This window comes from Pseudomonas sp. TH07, from assembly GCF_016651285.1.
GTDB lineage: Bacteria > Pseudomonadota > Gammaproteobacteria > Pseudomonadales > Pseudomonadaceae > Aquipseudomonas.
This window is the reverse complement of sequence record NZ_JAEKED010000001.1, coordinates 4745871-4765171: the sequence shown is the minus strand read 5'-3', so window position 1 is coordinate 4765171 and position 19301 is coordinate 4745871. Positions and strand designations below refer to the sequence as shown.

Below are 19301 nucleotides of genomic sequence, written 5' to 3'. Positions count from 1 at the left end.
CACCAGGGCGACTGCGGTCACGACCTGTTCTCAGACACGCAAACCAGCAGAAATTCCCCAGGGCTGGCAGAATTGCGCTTTGCCTGCCCCGCTGTGGGTCCGTGCAGCCACTCTTCAGGAACAGCCCCATGCAACTGACCACCGCCCATTTGATTGCCAACCCCTGCGATGACGAAGAAGACAACATGGCCATGCTCTGCTGCCACAGCAGCCAGGGCGACATGTTTCTGATGAGCCGCTACCCGGATGAGGACGAGCTGGAAATCACCCTCGACGGTGAGCCTTCGACCCTGGACGGGGTGAAAGTCACCCTGAGCCCGACCCGCCTGCTGATCGAAATCGCCGCGGCCGACGCCGACGCCCTCAACGGCGACGACCACCTGGAAATCCACCACGCCACCGCCGCCAGCGACCTCGCCGAAGTCGAACTGACCCTGCAAAACATCCTCAAGGGCACCGGCACCTATATAAGCCAGCTGTAAGCCCTGTGGCCGCCGGGAGGGTGTCGGACAAACCTGTATCGCCCTCCCCGGCCAGCGCAGCCTGCGGCAGCGGCTACAGCGCTACGGGCTGATTTTTTCGACTAAATCGGCAATTCCGGATTTCCCCGTTAGTCGGCACCCCCTGCTATGGATTAAAGTATCGCCCCCAGCCCCGGCGTTACTCGAACACCCGGGCTCTCCCTCTCCAGGAACAGTCATCGATGGAACATCGTGAAGCGCTGCTTGCGCTGCGAACCTTTCTTTCAACGCAGATTCTCGGCCAGGAAAAACTCATCGAGCGCCTGCTCATCGCCCTCCTCGCCGACGGTCACATGTTGGTCGAAGGCGCGCCAGGCCTGGCCAAGACCAAGGCCATCAAAGAGTTGGCCGAAGGCATTGAAGCGCAGTTCCATCGTATCCAGTTCACCCCTGACCTGTTGCCGGCCGACATCACCGGCACCGAGATCTATCGCCCGGAAACCGGCAGCTTCGTGTTCCAGCAAGGCCCGATCTTCCACAACCTGGTGCTGGCCGACGAAATCAACCGCGCCCCGGCCAAGGTCCAGTCGGCCCTGCTGGAGGCCATGGCCGAGCGCCAGGTCAGTGTCGGGCGCAGCACCTATGAGCTGTCGCCCCTGTTTCTGGTGATGGCGACCCAGAACCCCATCGAGCAGGAAGGCACCTACCCCCTGCCCGAAGCCCAGCTCGACCGCTTCCTGATGCACGTGAAAATCGGCTTTCCCGACGCTGCCGTCGAACGCCGCATCCTGCAACAGGCCCGTGGCGAAGCCCTGAACGGCGAAACCAAGCCCGAACGCCGGGTCAGCCAGCAGGCGATTTTCGCCGCGCGCAAGGAAATCCTCGGCCTGTACATGGCCGACGCCGTGGAGGAATACCTGGTGCAACTGGTCATGGCCACTCGCACCCCGGCCAAGTTCGACCCTGAGATGGCCGAGTGGATCGCCTACGGCGCCAGCCCCCGGGGCTCGATTGCTCTCGACCGCTGCGCCCGGGCCCATGCCTGGCTGGCCGGGCGCGACTTCGTCAGCCCGGAAGATATCCAGGCCGTGCTGTTCGACGTATTGCGCCACCGCATCATCCTGTCCTTTGAAGCCGAAGCCGCAGGCATCGACCAGGACCGGGTGGTCCAGCGTATTCTCGACGTCGTTGCCGTCGCTTGACCCCCATGAGCCCGAGCCCCAAGACCGCCGAACCCGGCATCCGCATCAGCCTCGCCGAGCTGATCGAGATGCGCCATCGGGTGCGCGAAGTGCAGCTGTTCTCGACCCCGAGCCAACGCAGCCCGCTGATCGGCCTGCACCACTCGAAACTCCGTGGACGCGGGGTCGACTTCGATCAGGTGCGGGTCTACCAGGCCGGCGACGACGTGCGCACCATCGACTGGCGCGTGACGGCGCGCACCCAGGAACCGCACACCAAGCTGTTCCATGAAGAACGCGAACGGCCGATTTTCATCATGGTCGAGCAAAGTCGCCGGTTGTTCTTCGGTTCCGGGCTGATGTTCAAATCGGTGCTCGCCGCCCAGGCCGCGAGCCTGATCGGCTGGGCCGCCCTGGGTCACAACGACCGGGTCGGCGGCCTGGTGTTCGGCGATGACGAACACTACGAAATCAAGCCGCGCCGCAGCAAACAGAGCCTGTTGCAGCTGCTCAACCGCCTGGTGCGGGTCAACCAGTCGCTGCACACCGAGACCGAACCCGAGCGCGACGCCCTGGGCACCGCCCTGCGCCGTGGCCGCGAAGTCCTGCGCCCGGGCAGCCTGGTGATCGTGATCTGCGACGAGCGCGCCCTGTCCGACGCCGCCGAACAACAGCTGAGCCTGCTTTCACGCCATTGCGACCTGCTGCTGATGCCGCTGTCCGACCCCCTCGACCACGCCCTGCCCGCCGCCGGCCTGCTGCGCTTTGCCGAGCGTGGTGCGCAGCTGGAGCTCGACACCCTGAATTACGACCTGCGCCAGGCCTACCGCGCCATGAGTGAGGCGCGCATCGCCCGTTGGGAGCTGCTGGCGCAAAAGCTGCGGGTGCTGCTGATGCCCCTGAGCACCCAGAGCGAGATGGTCGAACAGCTGCGCGAATACCTGAACCCGCAACGCCCGGGTAAATCCCGATGAGCAGCCTCGAACAACTGCAGCCCTTGATGGCCCCGCCCGCCATCGGCTTCTGGCCGCCCGCCCCGGGCTGGTGGCTGCTGCTGGTGCTGCTGCCGTTGCTGGGGTTCGGCCTGTGGCGGCTTAAACGCTGGTGGCAGCGCAAGCGCCCCATCGTGCGCGCCGAACTGCCCCTGGACCCGGTGCGCCTGGCGGCCCTGGCCGAACTGGCACTGCTGCCCAAGCCCTACGACGGCGCACCGGCCGGGGCCTGGCTGCAACAGCTCAATGCGCTGCTCAAGCGCCTGTGCCGCAACCACTACCCCTACAGCCAGAGCCATACCCTGAACGGCCGCAAATGGCTGGCGTTTCTCGACAACCGCTGCCCGGCTGCGGGGCTGACGCGCTGGATGGTGCTGGTGGAAGGCGCCTACAAGCCCGAGTGCAAGCTCGACGACAAAGCCATCGCCGGCCTGACCCAGGCGGTCGACACCTGGATCCGCAAACATGTTTGAGTTCGCCTGGCCCTGGGTCTTTGCCCTGTTGCCACTGCCGTGGCTGCTGCGGGTGCTGCTGCCGGTGGCCGACAGCGGCGAGCCGGCGCTGAAGATCAGCTTCCTCACCGAACTCGAAGGCCTTACCCGGCGCCGGGCCCGGGCCAACCTGCCGGCCTGGCGCCAGCAGGCACCGTTCATCCTGCTGTGGCTGTTGCTGCTACTGGCTGCGGCCCGTCCCCAATGGCTGGGCGACCCCCTGCCGGTGGCGGCCAGCGGTCGCGACCTGCTGGTGGCGGTGGACGTGTCCGGCTCCATGGACTTCCCCGATATGCAGTGGCTGGACGAAGACGTCAGCCGCCTGAGCCTGGTGCAGCACCTTCTGGGGGACTTTCTCGAAGGCCGCGAAGGCGACCGCGTGGGCCTGATCCTGTTCGGCAGCAAGGCTTACCTGCAGGCGCCACTGACCTTCGACCGCCGCACGGTGCGCATCTGGCTGGATGAAGCGAAGATCGGCATCGCCGGTAAAAACACCGCCATCGGCGACGCCATCGGCCTGGCCCTGAAACGCCTGCGCCAACGCCCGGCGCAAAGCCGGGTGCTGATCCTGGTGACCGACGGCGCCAACAACGGCGGCGAAATCGACCCCCTGACCGCTGCGCGCCTGGCCGCTGAAGAAGGGGTGAAAATCTACCCGATCGGCATCGGCGCCGACCCCGAGCAAAGCGGCACCCAGGGCCTGCTGGGGCTGAACCCGAGCCTCGACCTGGACGAGCCGGCCCTCAAGGAAATCGCCACAGTCACCGGCGGCCGCTACTTCCGCGCCCGCGACGGCCAGGAGCTGCAAGCCATCAAGGAAACCCTCGACCAACTGGAGCCCGTGGCCCAGCAGCCGACCCAGGCGCGCCCGGCCCAGGCACTCTATAGCTGGCCGCTGGCCCTGGCGCTGATTTTCAGCATGCTGCTGGTGGTGCGCGAGCGCTGGCCGGAGAACCCGCTGCAACGGTTTTTCACCAAGGCGCACTTCCTGCAACCGGCCCATGACTGGCGCGAGCGTCTCAAACGCCTGCGCCTGCGGAGGCGTCGATGATCGCCGCGCTCTGGCCGCACTGGTTCCGCCCCACCTGGCTGCTGCTGTTGCTGCCGCTCGGCTGGCTGCTGTGGCGCCTCTGGCATCGGCAAAAACGCGCCGGACGCTGGCAGATGATCCTGCCACCGGCCTTCCATGCGGCCCTGCTCAGCGGCGGCAACGGCCGTGAGAGCAAAATGCCCTGGGTGGTGCTCGGCCTGGCGTGGCTGATCGCGGTCCTGGCACTGCTCGGCCCCAGCTGGCAGCGTGTGGAGCAAATCAGCCAGAAGCCCGCCGACCCGCTGGTGGTGCTGCTGGAGCTGACGCCGCAAATGCTTGCCAGCGACGTGCCGCCCAACCGCCTCGAACAGGCGCGGCGCAAGCTGCTGGACCTGCTGCAACTGCGCAGTGACGCGCAGACCGCCATCGTGGTCTACGCCGGCAGTGCCCACACCCTGGTGCCGCTGTCGGACGACCTGGCCACCAGCCGCAACCTGCTCGAAGCGCTCAAGCCGTCGATCATGCCCGAGGCCGGCCAGCGCGCCGACCTCGCGGTGCACAAGGCCCTGCAACTGCTGGACCAGGGCGCCCTGGGTCAGGGCCGGATCCTGTTGATCGCCTCGTCCCTCAGCGAACAGGAACGCCAAGGCATCCGCCAGGCCCTGGGTGGCCGTGCACCGCAACTATTGATGCTGGGGATCGGCAGCCGTGACGGTGCACCGGTAACCCAGGAAAACGGCAGCCTGCTCAAGGATGACCAGGGCGCGATCCTGGTTTCGCGCCTCGACAGCCCGAGTCTGAAAAGCTTCCTCGGCGACCTCGGCGGGCGTTATCGCCAGGTGCGCCTGGATGACAATGACTTGCGCGGCCTGGGCCTGCTGGGTGGCCCGCGCAACCTGCGCGACGACGGCCAGACCCTGCAACTCGACACCTGGGCCGACCAGGGTTACTGGCTGCTGTTGCCGCTGTTGTTGCTGGCGGCCTGCGCCGGGCGCCGTGGCTGGCTGTTCTGCCTGCCGCTGCTGTTCATGCTGCCGCAGCCCAGCTACGCCTTCGAGTTCAACGACCTGTGGCTGCGGCCCGACCAGCAAGGCCAGCGCCTGTTGCAACAGCAACGCCCCGCCGACGCGGCGCGGCACTTCCAGGACCTGCAATGGCAAGGCGTGGCCCTGTATGAGGCCGGCGACTACGCCGCTGCCGCTCAGCGCTTTGCCGAAGGCAGCGACGCCCGCGCCCACTACAATCGTGGCAACGCCCTGGCCCGCAGCGGTGAGCTGGAGGCCGCAGTGGACGCCTACGAACAGGCCCTGGAGTTGCAGCCCGACCTGCAACCGGCGCTGCAGAACAAGGCCCTGGTCGAAAGCCTGCTGCAAGAACAACAGGTGACCACGCCCGAGGTCCCGGACAAGGAGCAGCCTGGCGACGGCGAAGAAGCCGGCACCTCGGCGCAATCGGGCGCTGCCAACCAGGGCTCCCAGGCACCCGGCGAGCACGAAAACCAGGGGCAGAACCCGCCTGCGGGCAATGGCCAGGGAGACGAAGAGCAACCTGCGGACACCCAGGCCCAGTCCGGGCAGTCCGATGTGCCGGGTTCCGAACTGGGTGACGAGCGCACCACCACACCACCCCTGCGCGCCGGTGCAGAGACCCTGGACGGCGAGCGCAGGCAGGCATTGGAGCAATGGCTGCGCAAGATTCCGGACGACCCCGGCGAATTGCTGCGGCGCAAATTCTGGTACGAACAGCAACAACATCAGGATCAGGGAAAAACTCGATGACCCGCTTCACCGCCCTCTTGCTCACCTTCTTTCTCTGGGCCTCCCTGGCCCAGGGCGCCGGGCTGGTCGCCAGTGTCGACCGCAGCCGGGTGAACTCCGGAGAAACCGTGGAGCTGACCCTGGAGTCCAACGACGTCACCCTGTTCGGCAAACCCGACCTGGCGCCGCTGGAGCCGTCGTTCGAGGTGCGTGGCACGCGCCAGGTCAACCAGTTGACCACCCTGAGCGATGAAAGCCGCGCCACCACACGCTGGATCATCACCCTGCTGCCACGCCAGACCGGCACCGTGCTGATCCCGGCCCTGCAACTGGGCGAGGTGCAGAGCCAGCCGATCACCCTGCAGGTGATCGAGAGTGCTGCGCAACTGCCCGACAGCCGCATGGAGCCGGTGTTCATCGACGTCAGCCTCGACCAGGACAGCGTCTACGTGCAGGCCCAGGCCCTGTTGACCCTGCACATCTACCATTCGGTGGCGCTGTACGACGACAGCAGCCTGACCCCGTTGCAGATCGGCGACGCCCGAGTCGAACAGCTGGGCGAGCAGCGCACCTTCGAGAAGGTCATCAATGGCGTGCGCCACGGCGTGATCGAGATGCGCTACGCCATCTACCCGCAACACAGCGGCGCGCTACTGATCCCGGCGCAGACCTTCAGCGCGACCATGGTCGACGTCAAGCCAAGCCAGGAGCCGGCGCCCTTGGGGCCCAAGCCGGGCAAGCTGATCCACGTCAGCTCCGCCGAAATGCCGCTATCGGTCAAGGCCAAGCCCGCCGCCTACCCGGCCGACGCTCCCTGGTTGCCGGCCCGCAGCCTGAGCCTGAGCGAAAGCTGGAACCCGGAGCCGGACAATCTGCAGGTCGGCGACTCGGTGACCCGCAGCCTGACCCTGCGCGCCGAAGGCCTGTCCAGCTCGCAACTGCCGCCCCTGCCCAGCAGTGAAGTCAGCGGCCTGCGCAGCTACCCGGACCAGCCGCAGTTGAGCAACCAAAACAGCGAGCGCGGGCTGATCGGCATTCGCGAAGACAGCCAGGCCCTGGTGCCCAACCGCAGCGGCAGCATTGAACTGCCGGCGGTGGAAGTGGTGTGGTGGAACACCTTCGAAGACCACCTGGAACGCAGCACCCTGCCCGCCCGTACCCTGCACGTGGCGAACAACCCGAGCCTGGTGGTCGACACCCCGGCCGGCAACCCGACACCGAGCAGCAACGTCGACAACTCCGGCCTCTGGGCCTGGCAACTGAGCACGCTGCTGCTGGCCTGCACCACCCTGATCGGCTTCGGCCTGTGGTGGCGCGCCCGCTGGCAACCGGCGATCCTGCGGGCGGCGCAAACCGGGCCCAGCCCGCGCACGCTGCTCGACGACCTGAAACGCGCGAGCCTGGCCAACGACCCCCAGGCCACCCGCCAGGCCCTGGATGCCTGGGCTCGCCAGCAACCGGAAACCCTGGCCGACATGGCCGCACGCTTCGTGCCGCTGTCCGACGCCCTCGACGGCCTCAACGGCGCGCTCTACAGCGAAACCGGCCAATACTGGCAAGGCGAGGAACTGTGGCGCGCGATTCGCACCATCCCCATCAATGAGCGGGTCCAGGCCCCGGTGGCCGACACCAGCAGCCTGCCGCCCCTTTACCCTAAGTAGGGCCGCGGCAAGCTTTGAGCTTCTAGCTACAAGCTTGCCGCTGCTTTCTGGAGCTTATTTTGCGACTGTTCCACACCTCCGACTGGCACCTGGGGCAGAACCTCCACGGCCAGGAACGCGACTTCGAACATTCCAGCTTTCTCGACTGGCTGCTGCGCCAGCTCAAGCAGGAGCAGCCCGATGTGCTGCTGATCGCCGGCGATATCTTCGACACCGTCAACCCGCCGGTCAAAGCCCAGGAAGGCCTGTACGACTTTATCGTCAGCGCCCACGAACAGCAGCCGCTGCTGACCATCGTGATGATCGCCGGCAACCACGACTCCGGGGCTCGCATCGAACTGCCTGCGCCCTTGATGCGGCGCCTGCGCACCCACGCCCTGGGCCGGGTGCTGTGGCTGGATGACGGCCAGCTCGACGCCGAACGCCTGCTGCTGCCATTGCCCGACGCCAGCGGCGCGATTGGCGGCTGGTGCCTGGCGCTGCCTTTTTTACGCCCGGCCGAAGTCACCGGCGCACAACTGGGCGACGACTACCTCAAGGGCATCGGCCAGGTGCATGCACGCCTGATCGCCGCCGCCGAGGCCAAGCGCGAGCCGGGCCAGGCCTTGATCGCCATCAGCCACGCGCACATGGCCGGCGGCTCGATCTCGGAAGACTCCGAGCGCAGCCTGATCATCGGCAACGCCGAAGCCCTGCCCGCCAGCCTGTTCGGCCCAAGCATCAGCTACGTCGCCCTCGGCCATTTGCACAAGCCGCAAAAGGTCAACGGCGAAGAGCGCATCCGCTACAGCGGTTCGCCGATCCCGCTGTCGTTCTCGGAGATCGACTACAAGCACCAGATCCTCGACGTGCGCCTGGACGGCGAGACCCTGGTCAGCGTCGAACCCAGGCTGATTCCCCGCGCCGTGCACCTGCAACGCCTGGGCCCGGCGCCACTGGCCGAGATCCTGCTGCAACTGGGGCAACTGCCGGACATCGACCTGCTGGCCGACGAACAGCGCCAGCCCTGGCTGGAAGTGCGGATACGGCTCGACGAACCCCAGCCCGACCTGCGCCAGCAAGTGGAAACCGCCCTGCAGAACAAGGCCGTGCGCCTGGTGCGGATCGCCGCCGAATACGCCGGCAACCGTACTGGCGACAGCAGCGAGGACGGCGCGCAACTGATCGAACTCGACCAGCTCAGCCCCCAGGAGCTGTTCAGCCGCGCCTGGCACGACAGCTACGGCAGCGAGGTCGACGAACAGACCCTCAAGGACTTCGCGGTGCTGCTGCAGGACGTGCAGATGGAGACCGAACAACCATGAAGATTCTTGCCATCCGCCTGAAAAACCTGGCCTCCCTGGCCGGCCCGTTCGAGATCGACTTCACCGCCGAGCCCCTGGCCAGCGCCGGCCTGTTCGCCATCACCGGCCCTACCGGTGCCGGCAAGAGCACCCTGCTCGACGCCCTGTGCCTGGCCCTGTTCGGCGCCGTGCCGCGCCTGAGCAATATCGGGCGCGAGACCAAGGTCCCGGAGGTCGACAGCGAGATCCTCACCAGCGACCCGCGTACCCTGCTGCGCCGTGGCACCGGCAGCGGTTATGCCGAGGTCGACTTTGTCGGCATCGACGGCCGTCGCTACCGCGCGCGCTGGGAAGCCAACCGCGCCCGGGACAAGGCCAACGGCAAGTTGCAGGGCAGCCGCCAGAGCCTGACGGACCTGGACCAGGAACAGCTGCTGAGCAACCAGAGCAAAAGCGAATACAAGCAACTGATCGAAGCCAAGCTCGGGCTCAACTTCGAGCAATTCACCCGCGCGGTGATGCTGGCCCAGAGCGAGTTCAGCGCCTTCCTCAAGGCCGATGACAAGGACCGCAGCGAACTGCTGGAGAAGCTCACCAACACCGCGATCTACAGCCAACTGGGGCGGCGCGCCTACAGCAAAAGCAAAGAAGCTGAAGAGGTACACAATGAGCTCAAGGCCCAGGCCAGCGGCATCGTCCCCCTGGAGCCCGAGGCCCGGGCCGAGCTGGATCGGCGCTTCAACGACGCCCAGCAACAGCTCAAAACCCAGCAGGCCCAACTCAGGCAGTTAGAACAGCAGAACACCTGGCTCAAGGAACTGCGGCAGTGGCAAGAGGCGCAGCACAGCGCCAGCGAGCAGTTGCAAGCCGCCGAGCACGAGGGGCAAACCCTGGCCCCGGAACGCCTGCGCCTGCAGCGCCTGGAACACCTGGCGCCGCAGCGGCATCAGTTTCTGCGTCAGGCTGAACTGAGCCAGGCCCTGGAACCGCTGCGCCAGCAGATCGGGCAACAGGCCGCGCAGCAGATCGACCTGCAACAGCGCCACGAACAGCTGCAACAGCAGCTGCTGGATGCCGGCGCCGCCCTGGCCCAGGCCCAGAGCCAGCACAGCGACAGCGTGCCGTTGCTGCGTGAAGCCTTTGCCGAACAGGGCAACCTGAGCCGCCTGAGCCAGAGCCTGGAGGATGCCGGGCAACAGCAGAGCCGCGCCGAAACGGCAAGCGTGGAAGGCCAGCAGAGCATTGTGCACCTGCTGGAACAACAGCGCCTGGTGGGCGAGCGCCTGGAGCGAATCGCCGGGCAACTGGCGCAAAGCGCCGCCCTCGCGCCCCTGGGCGAGGCCTGGAATGTCTACCGCGAACGCTTGCAGCAACTGATGCTGATCGGCAATCGCCTGAACCAGGGCCGAGCAGAACTGCCGGCCCTGGAACAGCAATCCAATACCGCCGCCCAACACTTGAGCGAGCAGCGTGCGCACCTGGAACTGCTCTACCGCGAAGCCGGCGCCGAACCCCAGGCCGTGGCCGAGCAGATCGAACTGCTGGACGGCCTGCTCAAGGACAACCGCAAGCAACAGCGCGCCATCGAGGACCTGGCACGGCTCTGGGCCCAGCAGCAGGAACTGGACCAGCGCGGCCAGGCCCTGCTGGACAAGCAGCAGGCGGTGGCCACCCAGCGCGAAGAACTGAACAAGGTCGGCTTGCAGGCCAAGGCCGAGCTGACGGTGGCTGAGCAGACCCTGAGCGTCACCCAGGCCCTGCTCGAGCGCCAGCGGCTGGCCCGCAGCGCCAGTGTCGAAGAGCTGCGCGGGCAGTTGCAGGATGACCAGCCGTGCCCGGTGTGCGGCAGCGCCGAACACCCCTATCACCAGCCCGAAGCCCTGTTGCAGAGCCTCGGTCGCCACGACGAAAGCGAAGAGGCCAACGCGCGCAAGACCGTGGATGGCCTCAAGGAGCAACTCAACGAACTGCGGGCCCAGGTCCAGGGCCTGATCGCCCAGCAGAAAGAGTTTCTGCAGCAGCAGGAGCAACTGGCGGTCCAGCAACAGGCCCTGGCCCCAAGCCTGCAAGCCCACCCGCAGAGCGCCAGCCTGCTGGACCAGGACCCGGCCAGACGGGACGCCTGGCTGCATCAGCAACTGGAGCAGTTGCAGCAGAGCATCACCCAGGATGAAAGCCGCCAGGGTGCCCTGCTGACCCTGCAAAAAGACGCAGCACGTCTGCAACAGCAATTGCAGCTCGCCGTCGAAGCCAGCCAGCAGGCGACCCAGCACCTGCACAAACAGCAGGAGCAACTGGGCGCCGACCAACAGCGCCTGGAAGAAGAACTGGCCAGTTTCAATCAGTTGCTGCCGGCCGAGGTCCTCGACGGCCTGCGCCGCGACCCGGCCAACACCTTTGTGCAGCTGGACCAGCAGGTGCTGCAACGCATCGAGCAGTTGCGCGAGCACAAGGACGAGGCCGAGGAACAGCAACAGCGCCAACTGACCCTGGAGAAAGAACAGGACCGCCAGTTGACCCGTCAGCAGCAACTGGCAGACGCCCAGCAGCAGTTCGCCGGGCTCAGCGCCCAGCAGCAGGCTTGCCAGCACAAACTCGCTGAGCTGCTGGGCCAACACAGCAGCGCCGAGCACTGGCAACAACACGTGGATCAGGCCGTGGAGCAGGCTCGCAGCGCCCAGGCCACAGCCCAGCAGCAACTCCAGGACCTGCATCAGCAACTGATCCAGCTCGGCGCCGAACTCAAGGCCCGCGAGGAACGGCGACTGGCTCTGGAGGATGAACAGCAACAACTGGCTGCCAGCATCCAACACTGGCGCGCCGGGCATCCCGAACTCGATGACGAGGGGTTACAGCAACTGCTGGCTCTGGATGAACCACAGGTCCAGCAGTTGCGTCAGCGCCTGCAAGCCAATGACAAGGCCATCGAGCAGGCCAGGGTATTGCTGCAGGAACGTCAGCAGCGTCTGGAACAGCATCAGGCCCAGCACAACGGCAACCTCGCGGCCGAGGAACTGACCCAGGCCCTGGAGGCCTTGCAGCAGGAAGCCCTGGCCAGCGAACAGCAGGTGGCGGAACTGCGCGCGCAACAGAGCGAAGACCAGCGCCGCCAGGATGCCAACCAGGCCCTGGGCCAGCGCATCAGCGACGCCTACAACGAATGGCAGCGCTGGGCGCGCCTCAACGCCCTGATCGGCTCGGCCACCGGCGACACCTTCCGCAAGATCGCCCAGGCCTACAACCTCGACCTGCTGGTGCACCACGCCAATGCCCAGCTGCGGCAACTGGTGCGCCGCTACCGCCTGAAACGCGGTGGCAGCATGCTTGGCCTGCTGGTGCTGGACACGGAAATGGGCGATGAACTGCGCTCGGTGCACTCGCTGTCCGGTGGCGAGACCTTTCTGGTGTCCCTGGCACTGGCCCTGGGCCTGGCGTCCATGGCGTCGAGCACGCTGAAGATCGAATCGCTGTTTATCGACGAGGGCTTCGGCAGCCTCGACCCGGAATCCCTGCAACTGGCGATGGACGCCCTGGATGGCTTGCAGGCCCAGGGGCGCAAGGTGGCGGTGATTTCCCATGTACAGGAAATGCACGAACGAATTCCGGTGCAGATCCAGGTCCGCCGACAAGGCAACGGCCTGAGCACCCTGGAGGTCAAATGAGTCAGGCCGCCGCGACCCTCTACTCCTTTCGCCGCTGCCCCTACGCCATGCGTGCCCGCCTGGCGCTGCGTTACTGCGCAGTGACGGTGGACATCGTCGAAGTCAGCCTCAAGGCCAAGCCGGCGCAGATGCTCGCGCTGTCGAGCAAAGGCACGGTGCCGGTGCTGGATGTGCAAGGCCAGGTGATCGATGAGAGCCTGGACATCATGCGCTGGGCCCTGGCCCGGCACGACCCGCAGGACTGGTTGCTACGCCAGGACCCGGCGGCACAGGAGGCCATGGCGGCGCTGATCAGCGACAACGATCAGGGCTTCAAGTACTGGCTCAATCGCTACAAATACCCCGAGCGCCATCCGCAGGAGTCCATGGCGCACTACCGCGCCCAGGGCGAACTGTTTTTGCAACGGCTGGAACGTTTATTGAGCGAGCGCGATTACCTGCTGGCCGAGCACATGAGCCTGGCAGACGCAGCCCTGGTGCCTTTTGTGCGCCAGTTCGCCCATGTCGACCGCGAATGGTTTGCCCAGGCGCCCTACCCGCGCCTGCAGGATTGGCTGCGGCGGATCCTGGACTCGGAACTGTTCGTGGCGGTGATGGCCAAGCCAAGCTGATTGACCCCGGCGCCGGTGATATCACGGGCGCCCTGGCAGGTCCGGCGCAGACTCAGTCCTGCAACAGACTCAGCATGCGCTCGCGTGAGGCTTCCGGTTCGCCTTCGACCGGCTGCGCCGCCGAGACGATCGGGGTGGAATAGAGAAACAGAAGTACCACTGCCAGACGCATGACCATGCTGTCGATCCTTTGCTGGGAAAGAGTCAAAAAGTTAGCGTCAAATTTAAACATATGGCGATATGACATTACCAAGACTATTTCCCGGCCCCGGGCTCGCGTGTCGCAAACACGTGATGCAGGAGCGACATCACTGCTGACCCCGCCGAGTGACCGAGGGGGGAGCCAATGACTTCGCTCCTGCATACGCTGCTTGAAAACAGGGGTGGTTGAACGCTCAGTGCTGGGTCTTGTGGTCCAGGGCGGCGTAGAAGTTGGCGCTCTGTTGCAGGTATTTCTGGGTGTAGGTGTTGGTGCGCGACTGTTTGCTGCTGACCTCGGAGCTGGCGCTGGCAGGCAAGGCCACGGTGGCGGAGATGGCGGAAGCGGCGATCACGGAGAAGAGATTGAAGTTCATGGCGGTAACCCTCGGATGCAGTTGGTTGACTTCCCGTATGGCGGTTGAGCCCGGGCGGTGAAGCAAAACTACGCCCGAGGGTGGGCGCGTTGAAATTCATTGCACAAGTAGCGGATATCAGTGGGATTAATACAAGGAGGCAGGCCCCGTAAACCGGGGCCTGCGGCCTATTGACGCACCAGGAACTTGATGTCGCTGGGGGCATCGAACGCCAGTTTCTGCACGGTTTTACCCAGCAGGCCGGTGTTCGGGTCGCGCTCGACGACCACGATCTGGTTGCTTTTCTGGTTGGCGATCAAGACGAACTTGCCGCTGGGGTCGAGGCTGAACTCCCGTGGATGGTCGCCCTCGACCGAGCGCCGTTGCAGTTCCTTGAGCTGGCCGCTGGCCGGGTCGATGGCGAATACCAGCAACTCGTTGGCGGTGCCGCGATTGCTGACATACAGGAACTTGCCGTCCGCCGAAGCATGCAGGGCTGCACCGGCGCGCTTCTCAGGCGGCTGCTCGGCGGCCAGGTCGACCAGTTGGCGCTGGGTCAACTGCCCGGCCTGGTAATCGAACACCGCGACCTGGGCACTCATTTCCATGCTCAGGTAAGCGTGCTTGCCATCGGCGCTGAACAGCAGATGGCGCGGGCCGCTGCCCGGCGGCAGGCTGACGAAGGCCGGCTTGGCGGCGGTCAGCGGCAGCTCGGGGTTGGCCTTGGGGTCGTAGCGGTAGACGAAGATCTTGTCGGCGCCCAGGTCATTGGCGAAGACAAATTGCCCGTCAGGGGCTGACACCACGGAATGCACGTGGGCCGAAACCTGACGCTCCGGATTGACCCGACTCGCCGGGTGGCTGCTCAGTTGCACCGGCGGCGACAGCTTGCCCTCGGGGCTGACCGGCAATACCGCCAGGCTGCCGCCCGGGTCTTCGCTCACCGAGTAGTTGCCGACGAACAGATAGCGGCCATCGGCGCTGAGGCTGGAATGGGTGGGTTCATTGCCCAGGCTTTGCACCTGATTGATCAGGCGCAGCTGGTGGCTCTTGGGGTCGAGGCGAAAGCTGCTGACCCGGCCCACCGGATCGGCCTGGCCGGGGCCGTTTTCATTGACCGCAAACAGCAGTTTCTGGTCCCGGGACAGTGTCAGCCAGGACGGGTTGGCGCTCTTCACCACTTGCAGCGCCTTGGCCGCGATCTGCCCGGTGCTGCTGTCGAACTGCAGGCGGTAGATCCCTTCGCTGGTGCCCTGGGTGTAGGAACCGACCAACAGTTCGTGGCTGTCCACAGGCTCCGCCTGGACGCCCATGGCGCCGACACTGCCGGCCATCAGCAGAGGCCAGAAATTACGCATCTTCATCGTGCTCTTCCTCATCATCGCGGGCAGTGAACGCGCTCATGCACACCAGGCGGTGCTCGCCGGAATCGCCAAGGATGGTCCAGCTTTGCAAGGTCTCATCGAAGGTTGCGGCCTGCACCTGGGCCAGGCTGAAGTTCCAGCGCTTGGCCGCCCGGCCGTCCATGCATTCGATCAGCAACTGCTGGTCGTCGAGGGAGAAATCAAAGGCATGCAGGCCGTCGATCTCCAGCATGTCGCAGGTTTCAAGGGCGGTGAGCAAGGTAGCGGTCATGGCAGTCAATCATCAAAAGGGAAAGCCGCAATGATAGCTGCTCAGACCCCGGCCGACCTAAAAGAGTCGCGCGAAGCTGTAGTCGCTGCCGAGCCCGCGAGGCTGCGCTGGCTGGAATGAACGCCGTGGCGTGTCAGGTGGACATGGGCCGCACTGGGGGCATAAAAAAGCCGCAACCTGGGTTGCGGCTTGTTGGACGGCGGGCCGTCAGTGGGCGAACAGCGAGTTGCCCTTCTGCCCGGCCAGTTTCTCCGGTTTGATCAGGAAGCGTGCCAGCGCTGGCAGCAGCCACAGCGCGCCGAACATGTTCCACAGCAGCATGAAGGTCAGCATCAAGCCCATGTCGGCCTGAAACTTGATTGCCGAGAAGATCCAGGTCGCCACGCCAATGGCCAGGCACAGGCCGGTGAAGAGCACGGCCTTGCCGGTGGATTTCAGCGTCTGGTAGTAGGCCTCTTGCAGCGGCAGGCCGGCGCGCAGGAAGCTTTCCAGGCGGCTGTAGATATAGATGCCGTAGTCGACCCCGATCCCCACCCCGAGCGCTACCACCGGCAGGGTCGCCACCTTGACCCCGATGCCCATGAACGCCATCAGCGCGTTGCCCAGCACCGAGGTCAGCACCAGTGGCAGCACGATGCACAGGGTCGCCGCCCAGGAACGGAAGGTGATCATGCACATGGTGGCGACGCAGATGTACACCAGGATCAGGATGATCAGCTCCGACTCCTTGATCACTTCGTTGGTCGCGGCTTCGATACCGGCGTTCCCCGCAGCCAGCAGGAACTCCAGGCCGTCCTTGTTGTGCTCGTTGGCGAACACCTGCACCGCATGCACCGCCCGGTCGAGGGTCGCGGCCTTGTGGTCATTGAGGAAGATCAGGACCGGCGCCAATGAGCAGTTGTTGTTGTACAGACCATCGGCACGGGAGATGGAGTTGTTGAGTACGTCCGGGTTGCGCGACAGGGTTTCCCATTTCAGGTTGCCTTCGTTCATGCCCTTGATCATCTGCTTGGACACGGTCACCAGGGAGATCGCCGACTGCACGCCCTCGGTGTTCTGCATCTTCCACATCAGCTCGTCGATCGGCGCCATGGCCTCGTAGCGCGAACAGCCTTCGGCGGCGGTCTTGACCATCACCACCAGGACGTCGGAGCTGGTGGAGTAATTATTGATGATGAAGCTGTTGTCTTTGTTGTAGCGCGAGTCCGGACGCAGTTCCGGCGCGCCCTGGTCGAGGTCGCCGATCTTCAGGTTCTGGCTGTACCAGAGGCCGCCACCGAAGGCCACCAGGGCCAGGGCGATGGACACCGGTGCGACTTTCGGGCTGGCGAAGTTTGACAGCAGGCGCCAGAACGAATGCTCGCGGGTCGCGTCTTTCTTGCTGCGTTCGATCGCCCGCTTACTGATGCCGACATAAGAAATCGCCACCGGCAACAGAATCAGGTTGGTGAACACAATCACCGCCACGCCGATCGACGCGCCGATGGCCAGCTCGCGGATCACCCCGATATCGATGATCAGCAACGTGATAAAGCCCACCGCGTCGGCCAGGATCGCGATCATCCCCGGCAGGAACAGTTGGCGGAACGTTCGCCTGGCCGCCGTCAGGGCGTTATCCGCCCCGCTGGATTGCAGGGCGATGCCGTTGATCTTCTGCACCCCGTGGGAAATGCCGATGGCGAAGATCAGGAACGGCACCAGCATCGAATACGGGTCCAGCCCGAAACCGAAGGCGTGCATCAACCCCAACTGCCAGACCACCGCCACCAGGGTGGTGATCAGTACCGCGATGGTGCTGCGGATGCACCAGGTGAACCAGTACAGCAGCACCAGGGTGATGACGAAGGCGATACCGAAGAACATCACCACCATGATCAGGCCATCGATCAGGTCGCCGACTTTCTTGGCGAAACCGACGATGTGGATCTTCACATTGGGGTTCTGCGCCTCGAACTTGTTGCGGATCTTGTCTTCCAGTTCGTGGGAGAACTTCTGGTAGTCCAGGGCCAGCAACTTGCCCTGGTCCTGCGGGTCCGGGTAGGACTCCAGCAGCGGAATGTCGACGATGCTCGACTTGAAGTCGTTGGACACCAGGCGCCCGACCTGGCCGGACTTGAGCACGTTATTGCGCAACTGCTCCAGGCTGTCGGCCGAACCGTCGTAGCTCTGCGGGATCACCTCACCGCCGGCAAACCCCTCTTCGGTGACTTCGGTCCAGCGCACGCTGGGGCTCCACAGCGACTTGAGGCCCGAGCGATCGACGCCGGAGATGTAGAACACCTCGTCGTTGATCTGCCGCAGGGTCTCCATGTACTCCTTGCTGAAGATGTCACCGTCCTTGGCCTCCACCGAAATGCGCACGGTGTTGCCCAGGTTCGCCAGGTCGTTGCGGTGCTCCATCATTTTTTCAATGAAGGGATGCTTGAGCGGGATCATTTTTTCAAAGCTGGTGGACGGCCGGATCAGCGTCGCCTGCCAGAACAGGAAAATACTCACCACCAGGCAAATCAGGATCACTGCCGGGCGGTTGTTGAAAATCAGGCGCTCGAGAAACGTCGCCTTGTCTTGATGATGACTGCTCATGATGTCCCCGCCTTCTTATTATGTGCCCGGCTCATTTGCTCAGCTCAGCGCCTGTCGGCGAGGTCGTGCGTACGCCACCCTGCCCCACCAGAATCAAATTGCCGTCGCCCGCGGCCGTCACCGCCGACAAGGAGATGCGGTCGGGACGGTTGAAGACGCTGAAGGTCAGGCCGTGGTCATGGCTTTGCACCACACTGCCGCCGTTGCCGACGATCACCAGGGTGCCGTCGTCGAGCAGGGTCGCGCCCGACAGGCCGAACTCCAGGGCGCCACGGGCGGCGTTGAGCTCGACCTGGTCCCAGGTGCTGCCGAAATCGGTGGAACGGTACAGGTTGCCGCGCAAGCCGTAGATCAGCAGGGTATTGGCTTCGGCGGTGCCGATCACGCCGAACAGCGAGCCGTGGTACGGGCCTTCGAGGCGCTCCCAGGTCTGGCCCCAGTCGGCGGAACGAAACAGGCTGCCCTGCTCGCCGACAATCACCAGCCCCGCGTCCTTCACCGCGGCAATCGCGTTGAGGTGGTACTGGTCTTCGTTGTCCAGGCGGTCGCTGGCGTCTTCCCAGTGCTGGCCGCCATCGGTGGTTTCCAGCAAGGCGCCGTAGGCACCCACGGCAAAGCCGGTGCTGGCGTCCTTGAACCAGACGTCGAGCAACGGCGCTTCACGCTTGAGGTCTTCGAATTGTTTGATCCAGGTGGCGCCACCGTCTGTGCTGGCGAGGATCTGCGCATCGTGGCCGACGGCCCAGCCCAGCTTGTCGTCGACGAAGTACACCGCCGTCAGCAGTTGCCGGGTCGGCACCTTGGCCTGGGTCCAGGTCTGGCCCTGGTCGTCGGAATAGAGAATGTGCCCACGGTCGCCGACCGCCACCAGGCGTTTGCCGGCGTGCACGACGTCGAGCATCAGGCTTTTAGCAGCCTTGCCCGACTCGGTGGAATAGACCGCAGCAGCGGCGGCATCGGTTGTCGCAACAGCGACTGCCGCCGTATCGGCAGCCTGGACGGGGACCGACAACGCGGCAACCCCCAACAGCGAGAGCGCTGTAGCCAGCAACGCGAATCTGCGTAAGGCCGGCGGGCGGCAACAACCCACACCCATGACAGGCTCACTCATAGACCTTTCCCCCATTATTATTGTTAGGTCATTCAACCTTTAAGGGCGCCGCGCAGGGCGTGCCTGACGATTGACTGATCCCGGATACCGTCCTGAAACCTGCAATCTAGAGCCCCTTCGGAAGCAGATCTATCCTATCGGGCTTTGGAAAGGTCTGACAATCGACACCGCGTTATCTTTTGTTAACTCGAGGCGATGAGACGATAGCTGAATGGCCTGCCATTCGTCGCCCTGATAAACACAAGCCGCCGGATAATTTGCAGAGGTTATCTGTAGCCGCTGCCGCCAG

16 protein-coding genes are annotated in these 19301 nt (G+C 64.9%); 10 read left to right on the top strand and 6 right to left on the bottom strand.

What is annotated here, in order from left to right:
* Window positions 1-128: 128 nt before the first annotated feature.
* The 10 genes from JFU57_RS21905 (at window position 129) to JFU57_RS21860 (ending at window position 13129) form a co-directional block, all read left to right on the top strand.
* The gene (locus JFU57_RS21905) at window positions 129-482 is read left to right on the top strand and encodes a hypothetical protein (RefSeq protein ID WP_078473757.1); all 354 of its coding nucleotides are present in this window, start codon (window positions 129-131) and stop codon (window positions 480-482) included.
* 221 nt (window positions 483-703) lie between these two features.
* On the top strand, window positions 704-1663 hold the full coding sequence (locus JFU57_RS21900) for an AAA family ATPase (RefSeq protein WP_003218556.1): 960 nt from the start codon (window positions 704-706) through the stop codon (window positions 1661-1663).
* Between the two features lie 5 nt (window positions 1664-1668).
* Window positions 1669-2616, top strand: coding sequence for a DUF58 domain-containing protein (locus JFU57_RS21895; RefSeq protein WP_020296063.1), 948 nt, complete (start codon window positions 1669-1671; stop codon window positions 2614-2616).
* A complete protein-coding gene (locus tag JFU57_RS21890) occupies window positions 2613-3107 on the top strand; it encodes a DUF4381 domain-containing protein (protein ID WP_201130753.1) in 495 nt (164 codons plus the stop codon). Before JFU57_RS21895 ends, JFU57_RS21890 begins: the two co-directional genes overlap by 4 nt.
* Entirely contained in the window at window positions 3100-4176 is a 1077-nt protein-coding gene (locus JFU57_RS21885) for a vWA domain-containing protein (RefSeq protein ID WP_201130752.1), read from the top strand. Before JFU57_RS21890 ends, JFU57_RS21885 begins: the two co-directional genes overlap by 8 nt.
* Entirely contained in the window at window positions 4176-5933 is a 1758-nt protein-coding gene (locus JFU57_RS21880; RefSeq protein WP_201132168.1) for a tetratricopeptide repeat protein, read from the top strand. Before JFU57_RS21885 ends, JFU57_RS21880 begins: the two co-directional genes overlap by 1 nt.
* Entirely contained in the window at window positions 5930-7573 is a 1644-nt protein-coding gene (locus JFU57_RS21875; RefSeq protein WP_201130751.1) for a BatD family protein, read from the top strand. Before JFU57_RS21880 ends, JFU57_RS21875 begins: the two co-directional genes overlap by 4 nt.
* 59 nt (window positions 7574-7632) lie before the next feature.
* A complete protein-coding gene (locus tag JFU57_RS21870; RefSeq protein ID WP_201130750.1) occupies window positions 7633-8877 on the top strand; it encodes an exonuclease SbcCD subunit D C-terminal domain-containing protein in 1245 nt (414 codons plus the stop codon).
* Complete coding sequence (locus JFU57_RS21865; protein ID WP_201130749.1) at window positions 8874-12518, top strand: AAA family ATPase; 3645 nt, start codon at window positions 8874-8876, stop codon at window positions 12516-12518. Before JFU57_RS21870 ends, JFU57_RS21865 begins: the two co-directional genes overlap by 4 nt.
* Entirely contained in the window at window positions 12515-13129 is a 615-nt protein-coding gene (locus JFU57_RS21860; RefSeq protein WP_201130748.1) for a glutathione S-transferase, read from the top strand. Before JFU57_RS21865 ends, JFU57_RS21860 begins: the two co-directional genes overlap by 4 nt.
* Before the next feature lie 52 nt (window positions 13130-13181).
* Here the strand turns inward: JFU57_RS21860 and JFU57_RS33445 are convergent, their stop codons facing one another.
* The 6 genes from JFU57_RS33445 to JFU57_RS21835 form a co-directional block, all read right to left on the bottom strand.
* Window positions 13182-13307 (bottom strand): hypothetical protein, encoded by a 126-nt coding sequence (locus tag JFU57_RS33445; RefSeq protein ID WP_020296071.1) that lies wholly within the window; start codon window positions 13305-13307, stop codon window positions 13182-13184.
* 217 nt (window positions 13308-13524) lie between these two features.
* Entirely contained in the window at window positions 13525-13704 is a 180-nt protein-coding gene (locus JFU57_RS21855; RefSeq protein WP_078473750.1) for a hypothetical protein, read from the bottom strand.
* A 167-nt stretch (window positions 13705-13871) separates the two neighbouring features.
* Window positions 13872-15047, bottom strand: coding sequence for a lactonase family protein (locus tag JFU57_RS21850; protein ID WP_201130747.1), 1176 nt, complete (start codon window positions 15045-15047; stop codon window positions 13872-13874).
* Complete coding sequence (locus JFU57_RS21845; RefSeq protein ID WP_078473748.1) at window positions 15034-15327, bottom strand: DUF5629 family protein; 294 nt, start codon at window positions 15325-15327, stop codon at window positions 15034-15036. The genes JFU57_RS21850 and JFU57_RS21845 overlap by 14 nt, the downstream gene beginning before the upstream one ends.
* A 198-nt stretch (window positions 15328-15525) precedes the next feature.
* On the bottom strand, window positions 15526-17901 hold the full coding sequence (locus JFU57_RS21840) for an efflux RND transporter permease subunit (protein ID WP_201130746.1): 2376 nt from the start codon (window positions 17899-17901) through the stop codon (window positions 15526-15528).
* A 31-nt stretch (window positions 17902-17932) separates the two neighbouring features.
* Entirely contained in the window at window positions 17933-19012 is a 1080-nt protein-coding gene (locus tag JFU57_RS21835) for a WD40/YVTN/BNR-like repeat-containing protein (protein ID WP_201130745.1), read from the bottom strand.
* Window positions 19013-19301: the final 289 nt, after the last annotated feature.

Bases quoted from the DNA above. Each gene is read 5' to 3' on its own strand.
- JFU57_RS21885 (WP_201130752.1), top strand. From the start codon at position 3,100: ATGTTTGAGTTCGCCTGGCCCTGGGTCTTTGCCCTGTTGCCACTGCCG.
- JFU57_RS21860 (WP_201130748.1), top strand. From the start codon at position 12,515: ATGAGTCAGGCCGCCGCGACCCTCTACTCCTTTCGCCGCTGCCCCTAC.
- JFU57_RS21900 (WP_003218556.1), top strand. From the start codon at position 704: ATGGAACATCGTGAAGCGCTGCTTGCGCTGCGAACCTTTCTTTCAACG.
- JFU57_RS21840 (WP_201130746.1), bottom strand. From the start codon at position 17,901: ATGAGCAGTCATCATCAAGACAAGGCGACGTTTCTCGAGCGCCTGATT.
- JFU57_RS21835 (WP_201130745.1), bottom strand. From the start codon at position 19,012: ATGAGTGAGCCTGTCATGGGTGTGGGTTGTTGCCGCCCGCCGGCCTTA.
- JFU57_RS21875 (WP_201130751.1), top strand. From the start codon at position 5,930: ATGACCCGCTTCACCGCCCTCTTGCTCACCTTCTTTCTCTGGGCCTCC.
- JFU57_RS21905 (WP_078473757.1), top strand. From the start codon at position 129: ATGCAACTGACCACCGCCCATTTGATTGCCAACCCCTGCGATGACGAA.
- JFU57_RS33445 (WP_020296071.1), bottom strand. From the start codon at position 13,307: ATGGTCATGCGTCTGGCAGTGGTACTTCTGTTTCTCTATTCCACCCCG.
- JFU57_RS21890 (WP_201130753.1), top strand. From the start codon at position 2,613: ATGAGCAGCCTCGAACAACTGCAGCCCTTGATGGCCCCGCCCGCCATC.
- JFU57_RS21855 (WP_078473750.1), bottom strand. From the start codon at position 13,704: ATGAACTTCAATCTCTTCTCCGTGATCGCCGCTTCCGCCATCTCCGCC.
- JFU57_RS21895 (WP_020296063.1), top strand. From the start codon at position 1,669: ATGAGCCCGAGCCCCAAGACCGCCGAACCCGGCATCCGCATCAGCCTC.
- JFU57_RS21865 (WP_201130749.1), top strand. From the start codon at position 8,874: ATGAAGATTCTTGCCATCCGCCTGAAAAACCTGGCCTCCCTGGCCGGC.
- JFU57_RS21850 (WP_201130747.1), bottom strand. From the start codon at position 15,047: ATGAAGATGCGTAATTTCTGGCCTCTGCTGATGGCCGGCAGTGTCGGC.